Below are 18,077 nucleotides of genomic sequence, written 5' to 3' on the forward strand. Positions count from 1 at the left end.
CATCCCGGCGCCAGCCCGTCCCTGCCCGAAGGCCCCTCATGCCCGCGCACGCCGAGCCCGACGACGCTCGTCTCACGGCCCTCCTCTCGGATCTCCGCGCCCGGCTCGGCGAGGCCGCCGTTCAGACGGACGACGCCGCGCTCGGTCCCCACCTCGCCGAGGCGCGCGGCCTCTACCGGGGGCGGGCGGCGGCCCTCCTGCGCCCGGCGGACACGGGGGAGGTCGCCTTCGCGGTCGAGGCCTGCGCGCGGGCCGGCGTTCCCATCGTCGCCCATGGCGGCAACACCGGCCTCGTCGGGGGAGGGGTGCCGCACGGGGGCGTCGTGCTCTCGCTGGAGCGGATGACCCGCGTGCGCGACATCGATCCCGTCAGCGCGACGCTCACCGTCGAGGCCGGCGCCATCCTCGCCGAGGTCCAGGCGGCGGCGGACAGGGCGGGGATGCTGTTTCCCCTGTCGCTCGCGGCCGAGGGCTCCTGCCGGATCGGCGGCAACATCGCGACGAATGCCGGCGGCACCAACGTGCTCGCCTACGGCAACGCCCGCGACCTCGTGCTCGGGCTGGAGGTCGTGCTCGCCGACGGGCGGATCTGGAACGGCCTGAAGGGCCTGCGCAAGAACAACGCCGGCTACGACCTCAAGCACCTGTTCATCGGCTCGGAGGGCACGCTCGGCATCGTCACGGCCGCCGTCCTGAAACTGTTCCCGAAGCCGCTCGCCCGGGCGGTCGCGTTCTGCGGTCTGGCCTCGCCGGCGGACGCCCTGGCGCTCCTCGAGACCGTGCGACGGCGCGTGGGCGCCGGGCTCACCGGCTTCGAGGTGCTGCCCCGCTTCGGACTGGAGATCGTGCTTCGGCATGTGCCCGGCGTGAGCCGGCCGCTCCAGGGCACGCACCACACCTACGCGCTGGTCGAGGTCTCGACGGCGCGCCCCGGCGACGATCCGGCCGCCGCCCTGGAGGAGGCGCTCGGCGAGGCGATGGAGGCGGGCCGCGTCGAGGACGCGACCATCGGCGCCAGCGAGGCCCAGAACGCCGGCCTGTGGAAGCTGCGCGAGACCCTGCCCGAGGCGCAGACCCGCGAGGGCGGCTCGATCAAGCACGACGTCTCGGTGCCGCTCTCGAAGCTGCCCGCCTTCCTCGAAGAGGCGGAAGCCGCCTGCGTCCAGGCGATGCCGGGCCTGCGCCCCTGCGCCTTCGGGCATTTCGGCGACGGCAACATCCACTTCAACCTCAGCCAGCCGGAGGGCATGGAGAAGGCCGCCTTCCTGGCGGAGTGGGAGCGCTTCAACCGCATCGTCCACGACATCGTCGATCGGCTCGACGGCTCCATCGCCGCCGAGCACGGGGTCGGGCTCATCAAGCGCGACGAGCTGCTCCACTACGGCGACCCCGTCGCCCTCGACCTGATGCGCCGCCTCAAGGCCGCCCTCGACCCGCGCGACCTCCTCAACCCCGGCAAGGTCGTGGCGCTCTCCGCCAACCCGCCCCGCGCCCTTCCCTGATCGGTGGAAAGAACCTCTCCAAGGCTATTGTGCAGCGCACAGTTCCGCGCCAGATTGTTTGCCGCATTGCGCCATGAAAAGGCGCCGATGCGGGCCGACGCTGGGGACGCCCGAGGATTCGCCGACGCTCCGGCAGGGGCCGTAGCGTTATCGGGGCGTTAACGGCGACGGTCGATCCTGTGCTGCATCGCGGCAGCGCCGACCGTGACCGGCCGCGCCGCCAGACCCGAGGAGAGAGGCATGCCGACGTCACAGGCTCGCGTTCCGACCGCCGAGGCGAGCCGCTACCTGCAGCAGCTCTGCCGCCACTGGAGCCACAAGTTCCCCGTCGAGAGCGACGCCAGCCACGGCCGCGTGCCCTTCGGCGAGGACCGCGTCTGCACCTTCGACGCGGAGCCCGACGCCCTGCTGATGCGCGTCGCCACCTCCGACCCCGCCGGCCTCACCCGGCTGGAGAACGTCGTCTCCGACCATCTCCTGCGCTTCGCCTTCCGGGAAGGGCTCGGCGACATCACCTGGTCCCGCGCCGCTTGATTCGGGCGCCCGCGGACCGATCTTGAGCCCCTGCGGACGGGTTCGACGCGCGGAGCGGAACGAGAGATGACGGCACGCACGGGATCGGGGGCGGACGCCTTCGCGGAGCGCCTCGACAGGCTGGCGCAGGTGGCGATCCGGGTCGGGCTCAACCTGCGCGAGGGGCAGGAGCTGGTGCTGACGGCGCCGCTGGAGGCGCTGCCGCTCGCCCGCGCCATCACCGCGGAGGCCTACCGGGCCGGCGCCAGCCTCGTCACCACGCTGCTGGCCGACGACAGGCAGACGCTCGCCCGCTTCGAGCACGCCGACGAGGCCGCCTTCGACACCGCCGCCGGCTGGCTCTACGCCGGCATGGCCGAGGCCTATCGCAACGGCGCGGCCCGGCTCGCGATCAGCGGCGATGACCCGGCACTCCTCTCCGGCCAGGACCCCGGCCGGGTCGCCCGCGCCAACCGGGCGCGCTCGCAGGCCTATCAACCGGCCCTCGACCTCATCGCCAACTTCGCCACCAACTGGACGATCGTCTCCGCGGCGACGCCGGCCTGGGCCCGCACGGTCTTCCCGGACCTCCCGGAGGACGAGGCCGTGGCGCGGCTCTGGGACGCGATCTTCTCCGCCTCCCGCTGCGACGGGCCGGACCCGATCGCCGCGTGGACCCACCACAACGCCGCGCTCCGCGCCCGCACCGAGACGCTCAACGGCTACCGCTTCGCGGCCCTGCGCTTCACCGGCCCGGGCACCGACCTCACCGTGGGCTTGGCCGACGACCACGAATGGTGCGGGGGCGCGGCGACCTCGCGCAACGGCATCACCTGCAACGCCAACATCCCCACGGAGGAGGTGTTCACGACGCCCCACCGCCTGCGGGTCGAGGGGCACGTGACGAGCACCAAGCCGCTCTCCTACCAGGGCACCCTGATCGAGGGCATCCGGGTGCGCTTCGCGGAGGGGCGGATCGTCGAATCGGCGGCGCGCACCGGCGGGGACGTGCTCGCCCGCGTGCTGGACACCGACGAGGGCGCCCGGCGCCTCGGCGAGGTCGCCCTGGTGCCGGCCGGATCGGCGATCTCCGCCTCCGGGCTGCTATTCTACAACACGCTCTACGACGAGAACGCCGCGAGCCACATCGCGCTCGGCCAAGCCTACAGCAAGTGCTTCCGGAACGGCGGCGCCGGGCTATCCCCCGAGGACCTCGCGGAGCGGGGCGCCAACCGCAGCCTGATCCACATCGACTGGATGATCGGCTCCGCGGACGTCGATGTCGACGGCCTCGACGGGCAGGGCAGGGCGGTGCCTGTGATGCGGGCCGGCGAGTGGGTGTGAGCGCGCAGCCGCCGGTGCTGAGTGAGGCGGAGCTGCCGGCGCTGCTGGCCCGGTTCTACGGCCGCGTGCGGCTCGACCCGGAGCTCGGGCCGATCTTCGAGGACGCGGTCCACGACTGGCCGGCGCATCTCGCCCGGATCGGCGATTTCTGGTCCTCGGTGCTGTTCGGAAGCGGCCGCTACAAGGGGAACCCGTTCGGCGTCCACCAGCGGCACGCGCCACGGCTCAGCCCGGCGCTGTTCGCCCGCTGGCTGGCGCTGTGGGAGGAGACGACCGCCGAGATGCTCGCGCCGGACGCGGCGGCGCTCCTGCGCGAGAAGGCGCACCGCATCGCCGACAGCCTCCAGCAGGGCCTGTTCTTCCGCCCCGAGGAGCACGGGCCGGCGGGGCGGGGGAGGGTGCAGGCCGCGGCCCCGACAGGGTAAACGGTCCGTTAAGATCGGCTTCCTAGGCTCTCCCGACCGGGCGCCGGAAGGCCCCACGAGACGATCCCTTGCTCCGAGGAGACGGCCGGCCCACCCTCGGGCCGGCGGCGCGACCCACGGAGCGGTTCACGCGGAGGAGAGCATGACCCAGGCCCATCCGACGAGCGGCGCCGTCCCCGACCCCGACTGCCCGATTCCCATGGAGCAGCTCGGCGCCATCTACCGCGCCGAGGCCGAGGACCTTCCGGAGCTGCTGGCAGTGATCCCGCCGCTGATGCGGGCGAAGCTCGCGGCCTATCTCTACGGCAAGAGCCACATGCACCAGCTCGGGCTTACGGTCGCCCGCACCTGCGAGCGGGACGATCTCGTGCGGGCCGCCGGCGAGATCGGCGCAGTGATCCACGGGCAGTCGCGGCTGAAGCCCGCCCGTCCGGCCGCCCCCGCAGCGGCCCCTCCCTCGGGCGGCGGCGGACGCAAGATCAGCCTTGGCGGCGCCTCGTCGAAGCACCTGTTCGACTGACGCGGAACCCGGATGCGGCGGCCCGGCTTGTCGGACGCCCACGGCAGGAGGCCGGCCATGTCCCTCTACGGTAACTGGTGGAAGCTCGGCTTCGACGCGACGATGCTCGCGCTCGAGTCGCAGCAGGTCATCGGCCTGCGCATGCTGAAGCTCTCCACCGGCGGCGCCGCCGCGCAGGCCGAGGCGATGCGCATGGTCACGGAGAAGGTCGCCGCCGCCGGCGAGGCGGCGATGATGCTCGCCTCCGGCGGGAGCGGAGCGGGCGTCGTGGCGGGCTACCGGCGCAAGGTGCGCGCCAACGCCCGGCGGCTTCAGCGGCGCTGAACCGCCGCCGCCGGGGGGCCGCGGGCCGGACTCATTCTCGTCGCGAAACCGTGGTCCGATGCCTGTGACCACGACGTGAAAGGCCACGACCATGACCGACCATCGCATCCGCGCGCGCGCCTACGAGCTCTGGGAGAGCGCCGGCCGTCCCTCCGGCCGCGAGGCCGATCACTGGGCGCAGGCCGAGGCCGAGATCCGCGGCGCCGATGCGAAGGGCGCCGCTCAGGGCGCGAAGACGGCCAAGCCGGCCGGCGCCGCCAAGGGTCCGAAGACCGCGAAGCCCGCCCCGGCGGCGGAGCCGAAGGCCGCCGCAGCCGGGAAGGCCAAGGCGACGAAGGCCCCCGCCAAGACGAAGACGGCCGAGGCGGAGACGGCCACCCCCAAGGCTGCTTCCAAGGCGGCGGCACCCAAGGCCACCGCTCCCAAGGCGGCCCGCAAGCCCCGCGAGGGCAGCCGCTCGCTCCACTAAGGGCATCCGGAACGGACCGGCCGGCCGGCGGTTCTCACGGCAACGCTCGGTGTCCATGATGGACGCCGGACCGCCGGAGACCCGTCATGCGCCGCGCCCTCCTCGCCGCAGGATCGATCGCAGGAGCGCTCATGCTCCCGGCGGCCGCCGCGCCCCTCGACCGCGGGGCGGCCCCTCTCCAGACCCAGCCCGCCGCGACGGTGGGCGGACGCGCGCCCTGGAGCGCGCCGTGGGAGTACGACTCGGGCAGCGACAACGACCGCCGCCCCGAGCTTCCCTACTACCAGCAGGGCCGCGGCCAGCAGACCGGCGGCCCGAGCCGCAACCTCCTGCCCGACGACGGCCTGCACCTGTTCCCGCGGTGAGACCGCGGGGGCCGAGGTTGTCCCCAGCTTCGACCGGCTGCGCCGCCGATCTGTGACGATTCTGCGACATCGGTAACGCCCTGCTCACCGAGGCGGCGCGAATCCTCTGGCATCGCGCCGACGATCGGCGTAGCGAGCCGCGCCGATCATCGTCAGACCTTCACGAAGGCGCCCGATCATGAGCCAGCCGGCCTCCCGCGAGGACAGCGTCCAGCCGACCCGCCTCTCCGAGCGGATCGCGCAAGCCGTCGACAGCCGGACGACGCCCATCAGCCAGCTCCTGCGCCTGATGTCCGCCCTCGACGCCGACCCCTCTGTCGGCGCCAACGAGAACCTGCGACGCGATCTGCGCCAGCGCCTGCGGGCGCGCATCGGCGCGCCGCTGGCATCCTGACCCTCGCTCAGTAGAACGGGTAGGGGGCGTAGGGGCGGTAGACCGGACGGGGACGGTAGTAGCCGCCGTAGTACGGCCCGTAGAAGCGCCGGGGACGATAGTAGCCGTAGGGGCCGCCCCAATAGGGCCTGCGCCAGTAGGGCCGCGGCCCGTAGTAGCCGCCATAGGGGCCCCATTGCACGGTCTCGATGCCGACGGCCGGTGCCGCGGCCAGCGGTGCCGGGGCGAAGGGCGCGGCGGAGGCTCCCTGCGGGCCCAGGGTCATCGCGCCCGCCGCGAGGGCCGATGCCAGGATGAGGCGCTCGAGCATGCTCGTCTCCTGTCGATGGGGGACGCTAGGCCGGATGCCGCCGTCCTCGATCCGGAGATTTTGCGCCGCGCGCTGAACCGTGCCTGAAGGCCAAGCTCGGCGAGAGACAGCCCCCTAGGGGGCGCGGACCGGCTTCCCGGCGGCCGGCGCACCCGTCGCCTTGGCCGGCGCGGGAACCGGCAGCGCCCCGGCCTGCGTCCAGTGGCAGACCGCGGTGTCCCGCAGGGTCAGGCAGTCGTAGGTGCCACCGCCGAGGGTCACGGAGCCGGAGAGACCCGCGACGCGCTCGCGCGACAGCCCCGTGCAGCCGAGATGATCGGCCTTCGCATCGGCCAGGAAGGCGGCGACCCCGCGCTCGTTCCGCCCCTCGCCGAGAATGCGCAGGAGGTTGGCCAGCGAGGGGCAGCCGAGCACCTGCGGCGACGGAGGGGCCTTCGCCGTCTGCGCGGCCGGCGGCCGGGCGTTGCCGGGCGGGCCGCCCTGGGCTCCGGCCGGCGCCGGACAGACGCCCGAGAGGACGAGGCAGGCCAGCGGGAGCAGCGCGGACGGGGACCGGACGGCGGACATCGCGCCTGCCTATCACGGGGCGCGGGCGGGCGTCACCGCTGCGGCGTCTCGCGGCGGGCATAGCGGCGCCGTGCCCGCTCCCGCCGCAGCCGCGACAGGCGCTCGATCCAGAAGACGCCGTCGAGCTGGTCGATCTCGTGCTGGAGGCAAGCGGCGCGGAACCCCTCCGCGCTCTCCTCCCGCTCGCTCCCGTCGAGATCCCGGTAACGGACGCGCACCGAGGCCGCGCGCTCGACGGGCTCGGAGACGCCCGGCATCGAGACGCTGCCCTCGGGCCCGGCGACGCGCTCCGGCGAGGCCCAGGCGATCTCGGGATTGACGTAGAGGCTCGCGGGGGTGCCCGGCTCCGGCCGCAGCACCACGACCCGCTGCGCGACCCCGATATGCGGCGCGGCGAGCCCGGCGGCCGCGGCCGCATCGAGGGTGTCGCGCAGGTCGGTGGCGAGCATGCGCAGGGCCTCGTCGAAGGCGAGGACTGGCGCTGCGGCCACCGTGAGACGGGGATCCGGATAGTAGATCAGCGGTCTGGCGGTCATGAGATCGAGTTCGCGAGGGCTTCCACGAGTTCGGCGCGGGATCTTCGCCGATCAGGACGGGTTCGGGAGGCTGAAGGGCATCGTTCCCCGAATGGTATGAAGTCTTGCCGAAGCGGCGGGAAGCCGAATTCTGATGGAATCGGAACATCCCCCGCGCGGCATCGTTCTCAACCCACGATCCGCAACGGGAGATATTCATGAAGCCGATCCTCGCCAGCGCCATCCTCGCCGTGACGGTCCTTGGGGCCGCCCCCGCCTCCGCCCAGTCCATCGGCATCGGGCCGGACGGCCCCCGCATCGACCTGCGCTCGCGGGCGCAGCGGGAGCGGGACTACGACCGCGCCATGATGCGCCGCGACCGCGACTACGACCGCGGCCTGTACCGCAGCCAGCGCTACGACGACGACCGCCGCGGATATCGTCGCGACTACGGCTACTGAGATCCGGCCACTTGCCGAGAGAGGCGCCCCGCGAGGGGCGCCTCTCTTGCATTGCACAATCAAATACCCGTGATTCCGGGGGATGCCGAGGAGAATCCGGCCCCGGAACGGCGCGATGCGAAAATGCCGCTTGTGTAATTTCAGACGCGACGCTACGTGAAACACGCAATTTCTTCGGGAGAATCTGGCAATGAGCCTTCGTGTTTCCAGCAGCTTCGCCGCCCTCGTTCTCGCTGCCACCGCCCTCGGCACCGTCCCCGTCCTCGCCAAGCCGATGAGCGGCGCCGCCGCGATCAAGGCGATCGACACGGACAACGACGGCACCATCGACCTCAAGGAGGTCCAGGCCGTGGCCGCCCAGACCTTCGCCCGCCTCGAGAAGGACGCCGACGGCACCCTCGACGCCAAGGAGCTGAAGGGCCGCCTCAGCAAGGCCGGCCTCAAGGACGCCGATCCGGACAACGACGGCACCGTCGACCAGAAGGAATACCTCGCCGCCGTCGAGGCGCGCTTCAAGGCCGCCGACCCGGATGGCGACGGCACCCTCGACGCCAAGGAGCTGAAGAGCCCGGCCGGCAAGGCGCTCCTCGCCCTGATCAAGTAAGCCTCGGCCCTCAGGGTCGAACGGGAATGCAGGAGGCCGCCCCCGACGGGGCGGCCTTTCTCGTCGCCGGCTAGTACTCCCACTCGGCCCCGACGCCGACGGCGGTGCGACCGTCGCTGCCGGCCTCGCCCTGGATCTTGACCCGGCGGGTGACGTCAAAATCGACGGTGGCGGCCGTGTCGGCGGGCTTGGCCCCGGCCTTCACGCCGACACTGAGCCGGTCGCTTAGGTAGCGCGAGGCGCCGATCGCGGGGCCACCGCTGGTGCCCGTCGAGACGTCGAGGCTGTCGAGGCCGAGCCCCTTGCGGGCCTGCTCGAAGACGTCGGCGCCCCCCCCGCCCGAGAACTCCGCCACCCCTTGCGCGAGCTGAAGCGCCTGGAAGGGCGAGAGGCTGCCCGAGGCCTTCTTGAACAGCAGGCGCGAGAGCACCTCGTCCTGGGGGAGCGCCGGCTCGGAGGTGAGGGCGAAGACCGGCGCGCTCGCAGGCCCCGTCACGGCGACGCGGGCGGTGATGTCGGCGGCCCGGGTCTCGGCGGCGAAGTCGAGATCGGGCCGGGTCAGCTCGCCGCCGAAGGTCAGGCGCCCACCGCTGAAGTCGAGGCGTTGGCCGACGACGCTGAGGCGCCCGCGGCGCATCTCGAAGGCGCCGACCGCGGCCGGGTCCCGCGAGGAGCCGGTGAGCCGGAGCGCGCCGCCGAGCTCGGCGTCGATGCCGCGGCCGCGCACGAAGACCCGGTTCGGCGCCTCCACCGTCAGGTCGAGCCTCGCGTCGAAGGGCGCCGACGCCTTGCCGCGACGCCCGGCAGGGGCCTTCTTCGCTTGCGACGCGAGGCGGCCGCGCAACTCCGGGGGCGTGTTGACCCGGCGGATGCCGGGCAGGGGCTGCACCGTGGCGGGCAGGCGGTCCGGCACGGCGACGTCGATCGAGACGACATCGACGCGGCCGCCGATCCGCGGGGTGCGGGCGAGCGGCCCGTCGAGGGCGAGGTTGAGGCTCGCCACCGCCGTCATCAGCGGGCTCGAGACCAGCTCGGCCCGCTCGGCCGTGAGCTTCAGGGAGCCTGGGAACCCCGACTCCGGCGCGAGCGCCACGCGGCCCTCTGCGCGGAGCGCGCCGCCGTTGCGGGTCTGCGCGGTCAATCGCTCCAGCACCAGGGTGTCGCCCCGGCCGGTGGCGCGGCCCTCGATGCCGGTGAGGCGGATGCCCTGGAGCGGATCGGTGAAGCTGCCGCCGGCGAGCGTCGCGGCACCCTCGACGCGGGGGGCGCCGAGCGTTCCCCCGACGCTCGCGTCGAAGGCGACCCGGCCGGCGAGTCGCTGGCCGCCCGCCGCCAGCAGGGTATTCGCGAGCGCCACGTCGAGCCGGCCGCTGCCCTTCAGGGCGAGAGCGCCGTCGCCGGCGAGCGGCAGGGAGCCTGAGACCGTCGCCTCCAGCCCGCGCCCGGCGCTCGCCCGTCCGTCGAGGGTCAGGCGTCCGTCGCCGAGGTTCCCGGAGGCGCGGGCCTCGATGGGAGGCAGGCCGGCCTGGCGGGTCTCGGCGCTGGCGACGCGGGTGAGCGCGATCTCGTAATGTCCTTCCGGCCGGGTCGCGGGGCCGGCGACCTGCGCCCGCCCGTCGAGGGTGCCGGTGAGGCCGAGGCCGGGCGCGACGATCCGCGAGATCGAGAGGGGGAGGGCGCGGGCGGCGAATGCGAGGTCGAGGGTCTCGCCGACCCGGCCGGAGAGGTCGAGACGCCCGGCACCGGCGGCGATCGAGAGCCCCTCGATCGCGACGCTCCCCTCCGAGAGGGCGAAGCTCGCCGGCCCCGCGAGCGAGAGCCGGTCGCCGCCGCGGGCGGCGGTGAGGCGCGAGACCAGGACGCGGGCGGGCTTTCCCGCCGAGAGGCGGGCGGCCCCGTCGAGGTCGAAGCCGCGGGCCTTGGCGCGGAGCGTCACGTCGCTCGCCTCCGCCCCGCCGATGGCGGCGAGCCGGATCGTGTCGAGGCTCTCGCCCCCGGCGACGAGCCGGTCGGCGTCGAGCCGCCCGTCGAGGAGGGGCAGGCCGCGGAGGTCGCGCAGGCGCAAATCCGCGTCGAGGCGGCCGAGGCCGATTCCGGCGCCCTGGAGGCCCGATCCGGTCGCGCGCACCGCCGCGTCCTGGCGCCCCCCGGCCCGGTCGAGGGCGATGTCGGCATCGAGGCGGCCGGCGAGGCGGGTCAATGCGAGGCCCGAGAGGTCGTCGAGATCGGCGGCGGAGAGGCGCAGGCGGCCCTCGCCGAGACGGCTGTCGGGCGCGAGCCGACCCTGCCCTTCGAGGCGCACGGAGCCGACCGCGGCGGCGAGCCGGTCGAGGACGACGTCGCCCCCGTCCGGCCTGCGCATGCGGAGATCCCCCGTCAGAGGCTTGCCACCGAGGCTGCCCGAGAGCGAGGCGGTGCCGTCCAGCGCACCGGTGAGGTCGCGGAAGGCCGCCTCCAGGCGCGCCTCCCGCAGCGGCCTTCCGAGGGCCGTCGCCTGCGGCGCCGAGAGGGCGAGCGACAGGTCCGGCCGCTCCAGACTGCCGCCGAGCCGCGCGTCGAGGGACGCGGCGCCGGAGAGGCGCGGATCGAGGGCCGCGAGGTCGGCGATCTCGGCGCCGAGCCGCGCGTCCGCGGCGCGGGCGGTGGCGGCGCCGTCGATGCGGGCCTTGAGCTGCCGTCCGTCGAGATGCAGCCCCTCGAAGCCGTAGCCGTCATAGACCTGCGAGACGCGGCCGGTGAGCCGAGGTCGCTCGCCGAGCAGCCGGTCGGCGGCGGGCTGGTCGAGGGAGAGGCGCTCGGCAACGACGTCGAGGGCGGCCCCGAGGCTGCGCCGGGCCGGGTCGCCGGAAAGGTCGGCGGTGGCGGAGAGCCGGCCGCCAAGAGCGCGGCCAGCGATCCCCGAGAAGGCGGAGAGGTTCGGCGCCTCCGCCTCGACGCGGCCGGTGAGGAGGTTCTGGCCGAGCTTTCCGCGATAGCTCAGGCGGGCGGTCTCGGCGTCGAGCCGCAGGGTCTCGACGTCGAGGATGCCGTCCGGGCCGCCGGACGCCCGCAGGCGCAGCGCGCCGCTGCCGCCGAGCGCCGCGGCGAGCGCCCGGTCGGCGAGATGCAGGCCGTCGAGGCGGGCATCGGTCCGGATCGCGAAGCGGTCCTTCTCCGCCGGCTCGACGGCGAGGCTCGCCTCGATCCGGTCGAGCCCGCCGCCCCGGCCGCGCAGGCCCGCGGCGTTCAGGCTCCCGGCGACGCGGGGGCGGGCGAGGGGGCCCTTGAGGCTGCCGTCGAAGACGAGCCGCTCGATCTCGGCCTCGCCCGCGCGGGTGCGGCCGCCCTCGGTCGGCAGGGCGCGGGCGGAGAGCGTCACGTCGGCGACCCGGTCGGCACCGATGCGCCCGCGCATCTCGAGCCGGGCGGTGCGGGAGGCGATCTCCAGGCGCTCGAAGCTCAAGGCGCCGCTGTCGGCAAAGCCGACCGAGCCGTCGAGCTGGGTGGTGCCGGCGAAGACCGCCGCGGCGGGGCCGGGGAGCAGGCCCTCGATGCGGGCGGCGAGGTCGAGGGAAAGGCGCCGCTCGGCCCCGACGCGGGTGATGCGGGCGCCGCCCTTCGCGCCGACGCTCTCGCCGGCATCGAGGTTCAGCTTGGCGGTCCAGGCGTCGAGGGTGCCGCGCCCGTCGAGGTCGAGATCGATCGGCGGCGTGCCCGGCACGTCGAGCCCCTTCGAGAGCAGGCCCCCGGCCGGCTCCTTCAGGCTCGCCTTCAGCTCCAGGCGCTCACCTTTCGGGACGAACAGGAGGCGGGCAGCGAAGGCGCCGGCCGCGTCCAGCCGGTCGACGGAGAGGTCGAGGTCGAGCCCCTCGGCGGGCGCGCCGAGGCGGACCTTGCCCCTGGCCGAGAGCCGGGCCGTCTGGCCGGCGACGGGCTCGCCCAGCGCCAGCTCGGCCAGGGTGAAGCCCTTCACCTCGACCTTCACCGGCAGGTCCGGCAGCAGCTTTCCGTCGGGCTCCGCGGTGGGCGCTGCTTGGGAGGGCATGGGGCGGCGCAGCACCTCGATGCGGCCGACCTCCAGGCTGTCGACCTCGAGCCGGCCCGAGAGCAGGGCGAGGCGCCGCCAGACGATGCGCGCCCGGTCGAGCTTCAGCCAGGGCCCGGCGGAATCGCTGATCGCCACGTCGCGGATCGTCGCGTCCGAGGAGAGCGCCCCGTCGACGGCGCCGATGGCGACCCGCGAGCTCGGCGTCGAGAGCGCCTTCGAGAGGAGGCCGCCGAGCACGGTCTTCTCGCCCTCGTCCGCCGCGCGGATCGGGGCGGCGGGGCCGAGCGCAAGCAGGGGAGCAGTGAGCAGGGCGAAGGCGGCGAGGCGAGAGCGGGCGCGCATCAGAACGCCTGGCCCAGGCTGATGTAGAGGGCCACCGGCCGCTCCCGGTTGCCCTTGATACGGTCGAGGGGGAAGGCAAGGTCGACGCGGATCGGGCCGATGGCGGTGTAGTAGCGCAGCCCCAGGCCCACCGCGGTCCGGATGCGCTCGTCGAAGTCCGGCAGGCTCCCGGCGAAGGCGGTGCCGGCGTCGAAGAAGGGCACGAGGCCGATCGTGTCGGTGATCTTCACCCGCGCCTCCAGCGAGGCCTCCAGCAGGGAGCGGCCGCCGACCGGCAGGTTGAAGGGGCCGCGGGGGCCGAGCGTGCGGTAGGGGAAGCCGCGCACCGAGCCGCCGCCTCCGGCGAAGAAGCGGATGTTGGCAGGGATCTCGTCGAGGCGGGCGCCGGAGATCGAGCCGAAGCCGAGGCGCCCGGCGATGACGTATCGGGCCTCCTCGTCGAAGGCGTAGTAGGCCGAGCCCTGCGCGCGGGCGACGAAGATCGAGGGGTCCGAGCCGAGGAAACCCGCGTAGGGCGTCGCCGAGGCGGTGATGCGCACGCCCTCGGTCGGATCGAGCAGGCTGTCGGTCGAGTCGTAGGAGACCGAGAGCGGCACGCCGACGAGGCGGTAGTCGATCCGGCCCAGCGCGTCCTGCGAGCGTCCGCCCTGCCCCTCGACGCCGGCCTGCGCGAAGAAGCTGTCCGAGAAGCGGTGGCGGATGCCGACCGTGCCGCCGGCGGAATCGACCACGTAGGATTGCTGCGCCTCGCGCCCCGCGAAGACGTTCGCCACGAGGTCGTTGCGGGTGCCCCAGAGCGCCGGCTTCACGAAGGTCGCGGAGAGGCGCCCACCGAACCCGTCGGACTTGATGCCCGCGAGCTTCCGCTGCGTCGCGTAGAGGTCGTTGCCGAGATAGGAGAGGTCGGCGTCGACCCGGAGCGTCTCGCCGCCGCCGAACAGGTTGCGGTTGGCGTAGTACGCCCGGATGCCCGGCCCGTCGACGGTGGAGTAGCGGGCGGCGACGCCGATCAGGTTGCGCTCCCGCTCCGTCACCTCGACGAAGATCGGCAGGTTGCCCTGCGCGTCGAGCGCCTCGCCCTCGCGGACGCGGATCGAGCCGAGCCCCTCGACCTTGGTCAGCGCCCGGCGCATGTCGGCGATGGCCTTCGGCGCGTAGGGATCGCCGGGCTCCGCGTAGACGAAGGAGCGCACCACCGCCGGGTCGAGGCCGCCGGTGCCCCGGACGGCGATCTCGCCGATCCCGGCCTTCGGCCCCGGATCGAGGGTGAAGGTCACGTCCATGACGCGGGCGGCGTCGTCGACCACGGGGTCGCGGGTGACGACCTTGGCGAAGGGATGGCCCTGCGCCCGCAGGCGGTCGACGATCGCCGCCTCCTTCGCCAGCACCGTCGCGGAGCGGGCAGGCGCCTCGCCGTCGAGCCGCGTGAGGCGAGGGGGCAGGAGCGTCTCGGGGAAGGGACGCCCAGCCTTGTCCACCACCCGGATCGTGCGCAGGCGGTAGAGGGGTCCGGGATCGACGGCGATCTTCACCGGCACCAGGGCGCGGCCGCGGGCGGCCTCGGCGGCGCGGGCGGCCGCCGCGACCGTGCCCTCCGAGACCGTGACGCCCTCGACCCTGACCGCGATCTGGCCGGCGTAGTAGCCGCTGCCGGCGAGCGCCTCCGGCAGCCGGCGCAGGTCGGCCGCGGCCCGGCGCACCAGCCCCTCGCCGTCCGGCGGCGCCTCCTTGCGCAGGCGGTAGAGGCTCGAGACGTCCTCCAGGGTCTTCAGGAGATCGGCGTCCTCGCTGCCCTGGATGCGCAGGGTGTAGGGCAGGGCGCCCGCATTCGGCTCCGGAGCGGCCTCCTCCGCGCCGAACAGCCCGAACAGGTCGAAGGCCGCCGCCGGCCCCGCAGACGCGAGACAGGCCAGGCCCGTCGCGCAGCCGAGCGCCACGATCCCGACGCGCGCGGCCGCGCGTTCCCTGAACGTCCCCGAGCCCCCCACGCGGACCGTTCAGTCCGGGCTGCGAGGCGCGCGCCGGTCCGAGCGGGACGACGGCGAAGACAAGGGAGCGAGCCGCAAGTCCGGCGCACGGGTCATGATCGAGATCCTCTCGATGCGCCTCCACCCCGGCCCTCGGGGAGGCCCGTGCGGCCGTGCGCGGCTGTCCGGTACGCTCAAGGCTAGACGCATGGGAGGGCAGGGGCAACCCTGGCCGGACCGTCACCGTCCTGCCACGACCGCCCCGAAACGGCCTTCGAAGCCGGGGACATCGACGAAAACCCTTGTCATTGCAGTGCGGAAGGATTAGGTGAGCCCCGTCGCACGAGGGCGCCTGCGGGTCTCTCGCGCATCGGATGGTCGGACGACACGGGATCGCGCTCCATATGGGAGCTGTGCCCGGGCCCGGTCCTCTTTCGCCGGCACGACACGGCTCTGCGAGCCCCGGATGAGTTTGGGAGACGACGACCGTTTCTTGAGCGCCCTCGCCGTTCCTGCGAAAGCACGCATCAGACGCCCTCGGACCCTCCCGCGGCGCCCGAGATATCGCGCCGGTCGTTCCTGACGGTCGGCAGGCCCCTACAACCTCATGACGGACACGCCTCGAGAAAGGTCAGATGAGCGCATTCGACTATCGTAATTTCAACGACCGCCGCCAGAACTCCGCCGACGCGAAGGCCGCGCTTCTGGCCAAGTTCAAGGCCCGCCCCACCCTCGACGACCCGGAGATGATCGCCAAGGCCAAGGCGCGTCAGGAGGTCGCCCGCGCGCGCGACGAGCGCACCCGCGAGCGCGAGGCCGCCCGCATCGCCGCCGAGAAGAAGGCCGCCGAGGAGAAGCGCGCCCGCGAGGAGGCCGAGCTCGCCGCCCAGATCGCCCGCGAGGAGGCCGAGGCCGCCGCGGCTCTCGAGCGCAAGAACGCCGAGCTCACCGCCAAGAAGGCCGCCCGCGACGCCCGCTACGCCGCGCGCAAGGCCAAGGCGCGCCGCTAACCGGGCCGCCCGCCGGGATGGGCAGGGCGGTGTCGGCGGACGAAGATCCGCCTACCGGCTCTCGGTATTCTCATCGTCGATACGAGGCCGGTGCCCGAGTGGGGCGCCGGCCTTTTTCTTTGACGCCATGGCAAGCCGGCGAGCGGGCTGCACTCAGGCCCTTGCAAACCGGCTTGCTCGCCTGCGAGAGGGAGCAGGAGCCGCTTGAAACGAGCGGGATGGCCCCGCCCTCTCGCGACCTGCGCGGCTCGGACAGGCCCATGCCCCGCTTCGCCGCCAACCTCTCCCTGCTCTTCACCGAGCACCCGTTCCTCGACCGCTTCGCCGCGGCCTCCCGCGCCGGCTTCGAGGCGGTGGAGATGCTGTTTCCCTACGCGCATCCGCCGGAGGCCGTCGCCGGAGCGCTTCGGGATGCGGGGCTCGCGCTCGCGCTCTTCAACATGCCGCCCGGCGACTTCGAGGCCGGCGAGCGCGGCCTCGCCGCCCTGCCGCAGCGCTTCGGGGAGCTGGCCGCGGGCGTCGAGACGGCACTGGCCTACGCGCAGGCCACGGGATGCCGGGCCATCCACATGATGGCCGGCCTGGCGGGCCGAAGCGACGCGACGGCGGCGTCCGCCTACCGCCGCAGCCTCCGCCATGCCTGCGAACGCCTCGACGCCCATGGGATCACGCTGACCGTGGAGCCGATCAACCGGCGCTCGATGCCGGGCTACTTCCTCGACGATCTCGACGCGGCAGCGAACCTCGTCGCGGAGCTGCGCGGGGAGGGGCATGGCAACCTCGCCCTGCAGTTCGATCTCTTCCACGCCCAGATCCTGCACGGCGACCTGTCGGCGCGCCTCGAGCGCGACCTGCCCCTGATCGGCCACGTCCAGGTCGCCGCCGTGCCCGACCGCCACGAGCCGGGCACCGGCGAGCTCGACGAGCGTCACCTCTTCGCCCTCCTCGACCGCCTCGGCTACGGCGGCTTCGTCGGCTGCGAGTACCATCCGCGCGCGGGCACCGAGGCCGGGCTGTCCTGGTTCGAGCCGTATCGCCGCCGGCCGGCGTGACCGCCACAGCCGGTCCGCGTGCCCGCGCTACCAGAGTCCGATCACGGTCGCCGAGAAGCCTCGCGCGATTCGGCCCCTTTTCAAGACCCCCATCCATCGTTCGCATAAGATATATTATGGAATGTGAGTAGCGCCCCGGCAGGAGGAGGGGACCCCGTTGCACGTCTGTCTGCATCCCGAGCACCCGGCCGCCCGGCCCCGTCACGCCAACTCCGAAACTCCGCGTAGCAGGTAGATGTCCATGATCCAGCCGTGCTGCGCGCGTCCGGTCCTGCGAAGCCTCAGGATCTCGCTCGCGACATCCCCGAGCCGGCCGGCAACCAGCATCTCGTCCGCGCTTCCGAGATAGGCGCCCCAGTAGATGGCGAGGTCGGGGTCGAGCGCGGCGAAGACGGCCTCGGGCGCGCCGTCGAGCATCACGACGGTCGAGCCGCTCTGCGCCGCCTCGGGCCGCTTCAGGAGCCGCCGTCCGGTGGTGACGTGGACGGCCTCGCCGATGCCGTTGAGCACCGTGCGATGGCGGGCGGCAAGCAGCTGGACGCTGCTGATGCCCGGAAGAACCTCGTAGGTGAGGGGAATCCGGCCCTGATCGGCGATCCGGTCGAGGATGCGCAGGGTGCTGTCGTAGAGAGCGGGATCGCCCCAGACCAGGAAGGCGCCCCGTGCCCCCTCCCCGATCTCCCGCGCGAAGGCATCGGCATAGGCCTCGGCCCGAGCCGCGTGCCATTCGCGCACGGCGGCATCGTAATCCTTCGGCGCCCGGTCGCGGGGCACCTCCGGGATCGCCACGAGACGATACGGCCGATCGCCGAGGGCGCGGTCGCAGACGGCCTTGCGGACGGCCATGAGGCCGTCCCTCCCGTCACCCTTGTCGACGGCGAAGAGAACATCCGCGTCGCGGAGCGCCCTCACGGCTTCGAGGGTGAGATGCTCGGGATTGCCGATCCCGATTCCGACGACGCTGAGATGGGGCATGGATCCGGCTGCATCCGCCTGCGGAAGGTCTTGCTGCGGGAGGCCTTGGCGGCGGCAAGTTCTATCGGAGATCGTCTCGAAGCGTCGAGGGAAGGATGGCGAGGTCGGAGGAGCGTTCCTCCAGCGGCCGCTCTAGGCGCCCTTCCCTTCCGGGCGGGTGTCACCGCACGCGACGCATGCGTTCGAGCCCGCCTGCCTTTGCGAGGACGAGCGGGCTGCGAGCGGCAGTCCGGCTGCTGGCTCGTCTCGATGTGATGTTTGAAGTTTGGTTGCGGGGGCTGGATTTGAACCAGCGACCTTCAGGTTATGAGCCTGACGAGCTACCGGGCTGCTCCACCCCGCGTCGTGGCGCTGTGTCGTGCGCCGTTGGTGATCGTTTGAGGGGATGTTT

The 18,077-nt window shown here is 73.4% G+C and carries 19 protein-coding genes and 1 tRNA gene; 13 read left to right on the top strand and 7 right to left on the bottom strand.

The window, feature by feature from the left end; translation table 11 throughout:
• The first annotated feature begins 38 nt into the window (after window positions 1-38).
• From MFF04_RS08685 to MFF04_RS08725, 9 genes are all read left to right on the top strand, one after another.
• On the top strand, window positions 39-1,502 hold the full coding sequence (locus MFF04_RS08685; protein ID WP_238275100.1) for an FAD-binding oxidoreductase: 1,464 nt from the start codon (window positions 39-41) through the stop codon (window positions 1,500-1,502).
• A 240-nt stretch (window positions 1,503-1,742) separates the two neighbouring features.
• Window positions 1,743-2,036 carry a DUF2218 domain-containing protein gene (locus MFF04_RS08690; protein ID WP_238275101.1) on the top strand — a complete coding sequence of 98 codons (294 nt, stop codon included), beginning with the start codon at window positions 1,743-1,745 and terminating at the stop codon, window positions 2,034-2,036.
• Window positions 2,037-2,102: 66 nt separating this feature from the next.
• A complete protein-coding gene (locus MFF04_RS08695) occupies window positions 2,103-3,359 on the top strand; it encodes an aminopeptidase (protein ID WP_238275102.1) in 1,257 nt (418 codons plus the stop codon).
• Window positions 3,356-3,784 (top strand): group III truncated hemoglobin, encoded by a 429-nt coding sequence (locus tag MFF04_RS08700; protein WP_238275103.1) that lies wholly within the window; start codon window positions 3,356-3,358, stop codon window positions 3,782-3,784. The genes MFF04_RS08695 and MFF04_RS08700 overlap by 4 nt, the downstream gene beginning before the upstream one ends.
• A gap of 142 nt (window positions 3,785-3,926) precedes the next feature.
• Window positions 3,927-4,304: a hypothetical protein gene (locus MFF04_RS08705; protein WP_238275104.1), complete on the top strand. Its 378-nt coding sequence runs from the start codon at window positions 3,927-3,929 to the stop codon at window positions 4,302-4,304.
• 57 nt (window positions 4,305-4,361) lie between these two features.
• The gene (locus MFF04_RS08710; RefSeq protein WP_238275105.1) at window positions 4,362-4,628 is read left to right on the top strand and encodes a hypothetical protein; all 267 of its coding nucleotides are present in this window, start codon (window positions 4,362-4,364) and stop codon (window positions 4,626-4,628) included.
• A gap of 91 nt (window positions 4,629-4,719) precedes the next feature.
• Window positions 4,720-5,097 (top strand): DUF2934 domain-containing protein, encoded by a 378-nt coding sequence (locus MFF04_RS08715; protein WP_238275106.1) that lies wholly within the window; start codon window positions 4,720-4,722, stop codon window positions 5,095-5,097.
• An 86-nt stretch (window positions 5,098-5,183) separates the two neighbouring features.
• Entirely contained in the window at window positions 5,184-5,462 is a 279-nt protein-coding gene (locus MFF04_RS08720; protein WP_238275107.1) for a hypothetical protein, read from the top strand.
• A 178-nt stretch (window positions 5,463-5,640) separates the two neighbouring features.
• Window positions 5,641-5,856, top strand: a complete 216-nt coding sequence (locus MFF04_RS08725) for a hypothetical protein (RefSeq protein WP_238275108.1) — start codon at window positions 5,641-5,643, stop codon at window positions 5,854-5,856.
• A gap of 7 nt (window positions 5,857-5,863) precedes the next feature.
• On the opposite strand, the gene MFF04_RS08730 is transcribed toward MFF04_RS08725, so the two are convergent.
• The 3 genes from MFF04_RS08730 to MFF04_RS08740 form a co-directional block, all read right to left on the bottom strand.
• Window positions 5,864-6,166, bottom strand: coding sequence for a hypothetical protein (locus MFF04_RS08730; RefSeq protein ID WP_238275109.1), 303 nt, complete (start codon window positions 6,164-6,166; stop codon window positions 5,864-5,866).
• A gap of 114 nt (window positions 6,167-6,280) precedes the next feature.
• A complete protein-coding gene (locus MFF04_RS08735; protein ID WP_238275110.1) occupies window positions 6,281-6,733 on the bottom strand; it encodes a hypothetical protein in 453 nt (150 codons plus the stop codon).
• Window positions 6,734-6,765: 32 nt separating this feature from the next.
• Window positions 6,766-7,269 (bottom strand): peptide deformylase, encoded by a 504-nt coding sequence (locus MFF04_RS08740; RefSeq protein WP_238275112.1) that lies wholly within the window; start codon window positions 7,267-7,269, stop codon window positions 6,766-6,768.
• 197 nt (window positions 7,270-7,466) lie between these two features.
• Here MFF04_RS08740 and MFF04_RS08745 point away from each other — a divergent pair, with 197 nt between their 5' ends.
• Together MFF04_RS08745 and lanM are read left to right on the top strand one after the other, a co-directional pair.
• The gene (locus tag MFF04_RS08745; RefSeq protein WP_238275114.1) at window positions 7,467-7,709 is read left to right on the top strand and encodes a hypothetical protein; all 243 of its coding nucleotides are present in this window, start codon (window positions 7,467-7,469) and stop codon (window positions 7,707-7,709) included.
• Window positions 7,710-7,899: 190 nt separating this feature from the next.
• On the top strand, window positions 7,900-8,313 hold the full coding sequence (lanM, locus tag MFF04_RS08750) for a lanmodulin LanM (RefSeq protein ID WP_238275116.1): 414 nt from the start codon (window positions 7,900-7,902) through the stop codon (window positions 8,311-8,313).
• Window positions 8,314-8,383: 70 nt separating this feature from the next.
• On the opposite strand, the gene MFF04_RS08755 is transcribed toward lanM, so the two are convergent.
• Window positions 8,384-12,682: a translocation/assembly module TamB domain-containing protein gene (locus MFF04_RS08755; RefSeq protein ID WP_238275118.1), complete on the bottom strand. Its 4,299-nt coding sequence runs from the start codon at window positions 12,680-12,682 to the stop codon at window positions 8,384-8,386.
• Window positions 12,682-14,619, bottom strand: coding sequence for an autotransporter assembly complex protein TamA (locus MFF04_RS08760; RefSeq protein WP_238275120.1), 1,938 nt, complete (start codon window positions 14,617-14,619; stop codon window positions 12,682-12,684). Before MFF04_RS08760 ends, MFF04_RS08755 begins: the two co-directional genes overlap by 1 nt.
• Before the next feature lie 665 nt (window positions 14,620-15,284).
• Here MFF04_RS08760 and MFF04_RS08765 point away from each other — a divergent pair.
• Together MFF04_RS08765 and otnI are read left to right on the top strand one after the other, a co-directional pair.
• Entirely contained in the window at window positions 15,285-15,659 is a 375-nt protein-coding gene (locus MFF04_RS08765) for a DUF6481 family protein (protein WP_238275122.1), read from the top strand.
• A gap of 260 nt (window positions 15,660-15,919) precedes the next feature.
• Window positions 15,920-16,711 carry a 2-oxo-tetronate isomerase gene (gene otnI / locus MFF04_RS08770; RefSeq protein ID WP_238275123.1) on the top strand — a complete coding sequence of 264 codons (792 nt, stop codon included), beginning with the start codon at window positions 15,920-15,922 and terminating at the stop codon, window positions 16,709-16,711.
• Window positions 16,712-16,912: 201 nt separating this feature from the next.
• Here the strand turns inward: otnI and cobF are convergent, their stop codons facing one another.
• Together cobF and MFF04_RS08780 are read right to left on the bottom strand one after the other, a co-directional pair.
• Window positions 16,913-17,686, bottom strand: coding sequence for a precorrin-6A synthase (deacetylating) (cobF, locus tag MFF04_RS08775; RefSeq protein ID WP_238275124.1), 774 nt, complete (start codon window positions 17,684-17,686; stop codon window positions 16,913-16,915).
• A 266-nt stretch (window positions 17,687-17,952) separates the two neighbouring features.
• Window positions 17,953-18,029, bottom strand: a tRNA-Met gene (locus MFF04_RS08780).
• Window positions 18,030-18,077 lie beyond the last annotated feature (48 nt).

Origin of the sequence: Methylobacterium jeotgali, assembly GCF_022179345.1 — a bacterium.
Classification (GTDB): Bacteria; Pseudomonadota; Alphaproteobacteria; order Rhizobiales; family Beijerinckiaceae; genus Methylobacterium; species Methylobacterium jeotgali.

Excerpts from the sequence above, each read along its gene's own strand:
- MFF04_RS08685 (WP_238275100.1), top strand. The coding sequence starts at position 39 with ATGCCCGCGCACGCCGAGCCCGACGACGCTCGTCTCACGGCCCTCCTC.
- MFF04_RS08690 (WP_238275101.1), top strand. The coding sequence starts at position 1,743 with ATGCCGACGTCACAGGCTCGCGTTCCGACCGCCGAGGCGAGCCGCTAC.
- MFF04_RS08695 (WP_238275102.1), top strand. The coding sequence starts at position 2,103 with ATGACGGCACGCACGGGATCGGGGGCGGACGCCTTCGCGGAGCGCCTC.
- MFF04_RS08705 (WP_238275104.1), top strand. The coding sequence starts at position 3,927 with ATGACCCAGGCCCATCCGACGAGCGGCGCCGTCCCCGACCCCGACTGC.
- MFF04_RS08710 (WP_238275105.1), top strand. The coding sequence starts at position 4,362 with ATGTCCCTCTACGGTAACTGGTGGAAGCTCGGCTTCGACGCGACGATG.
- MFF04_RS08715 (WP_238275106.1), top strand. The coding sequence starts at position 4,720 with ATGACCGACCATCGCATCCGCGCGCGCGCCTACGAGCTCTGGGAGAGC.
- MFF04_RS08720 (WP_238275107.1), top strand. The coding sequence starts at position 5,184 with ATGCGCCGCGCCCTCCTCGCCGCAGGATCGATCGCAGGAGCGCTCATG.
- MFF04_RS08725 (WP_238275108.1), top strand. The coding sequence starts at position 5,641 with ATGAGCCAGCCGGCCTCCCGCGAGGACAGCGTCCAGCCGACCCGCCTC.
- MFF04_RS08730 (WP_238275109.1), bottom strand. The coding sequence starts at position 6,166 with ATGCTCGAGCGCCTCATCCTGGCATCGGCCCTCGCGGCGGGCGCGATG.
- MFF04_RS08735 (WP_238275110.1), bottom strand. The coding sequence starts at position 6,733 with ATGTCCGCCGTCCGGTCCCCGTCCGCGCTGCTCCCGCTGGCCTGCCTC.
- MFF04_RS08740 (WP_238275112.1), bottom strand. The coding sequence starts at position 7,269 with ATGACCGCCAGACCGCTGATCTACTATCCGGATCCCCGTCTCACGGTG.
- MFF04_RS08745 (WP_238275114.1), top strand. The coding sequence starts at position 7,467 with ATGAAGCCGATCCTCGCCAGCGCCATCCTCGCCGTGACGGTCCTTGGG.
- lanM (WP_238275116.1), top strand. The coding sequence starts at position 7,900 with ATGAGCCTTCGTGTTTCCAGCAGCTTCGCCGCCCTCGTTCTCGCTGCC.
- MFF04_RS08755 (WP_238275118.1), bottom strand. The coding sequence starts at position 12,682 with ATGCGCGCCCGCTCTCGCCTCGCCGCCTTCGCCCTGCTCACTGCTCCC.
- MFF04_RS08765 (WP_238275122.1), top strand. The coding sequence starts at position 15,285 with ATGAGCGCATTCGACTATCGTAATTTCAACGACCGCCGCCAGAACTCC.
- otnI (WP_238275123.1), top strand. The coding sequence starts at position 15,920 with ATGCCCCGCTTCGCCGCCAACCTCTCCCTGCTCTTCACCGAGCACCCG.
- cobF (WP_238275124.1), bottom strand. The coding sequence starts at position 17,686 with ATGCCCCATCTCAGCGTCGTCGGAATCGGGATCGGCAATCCCGAGCAT.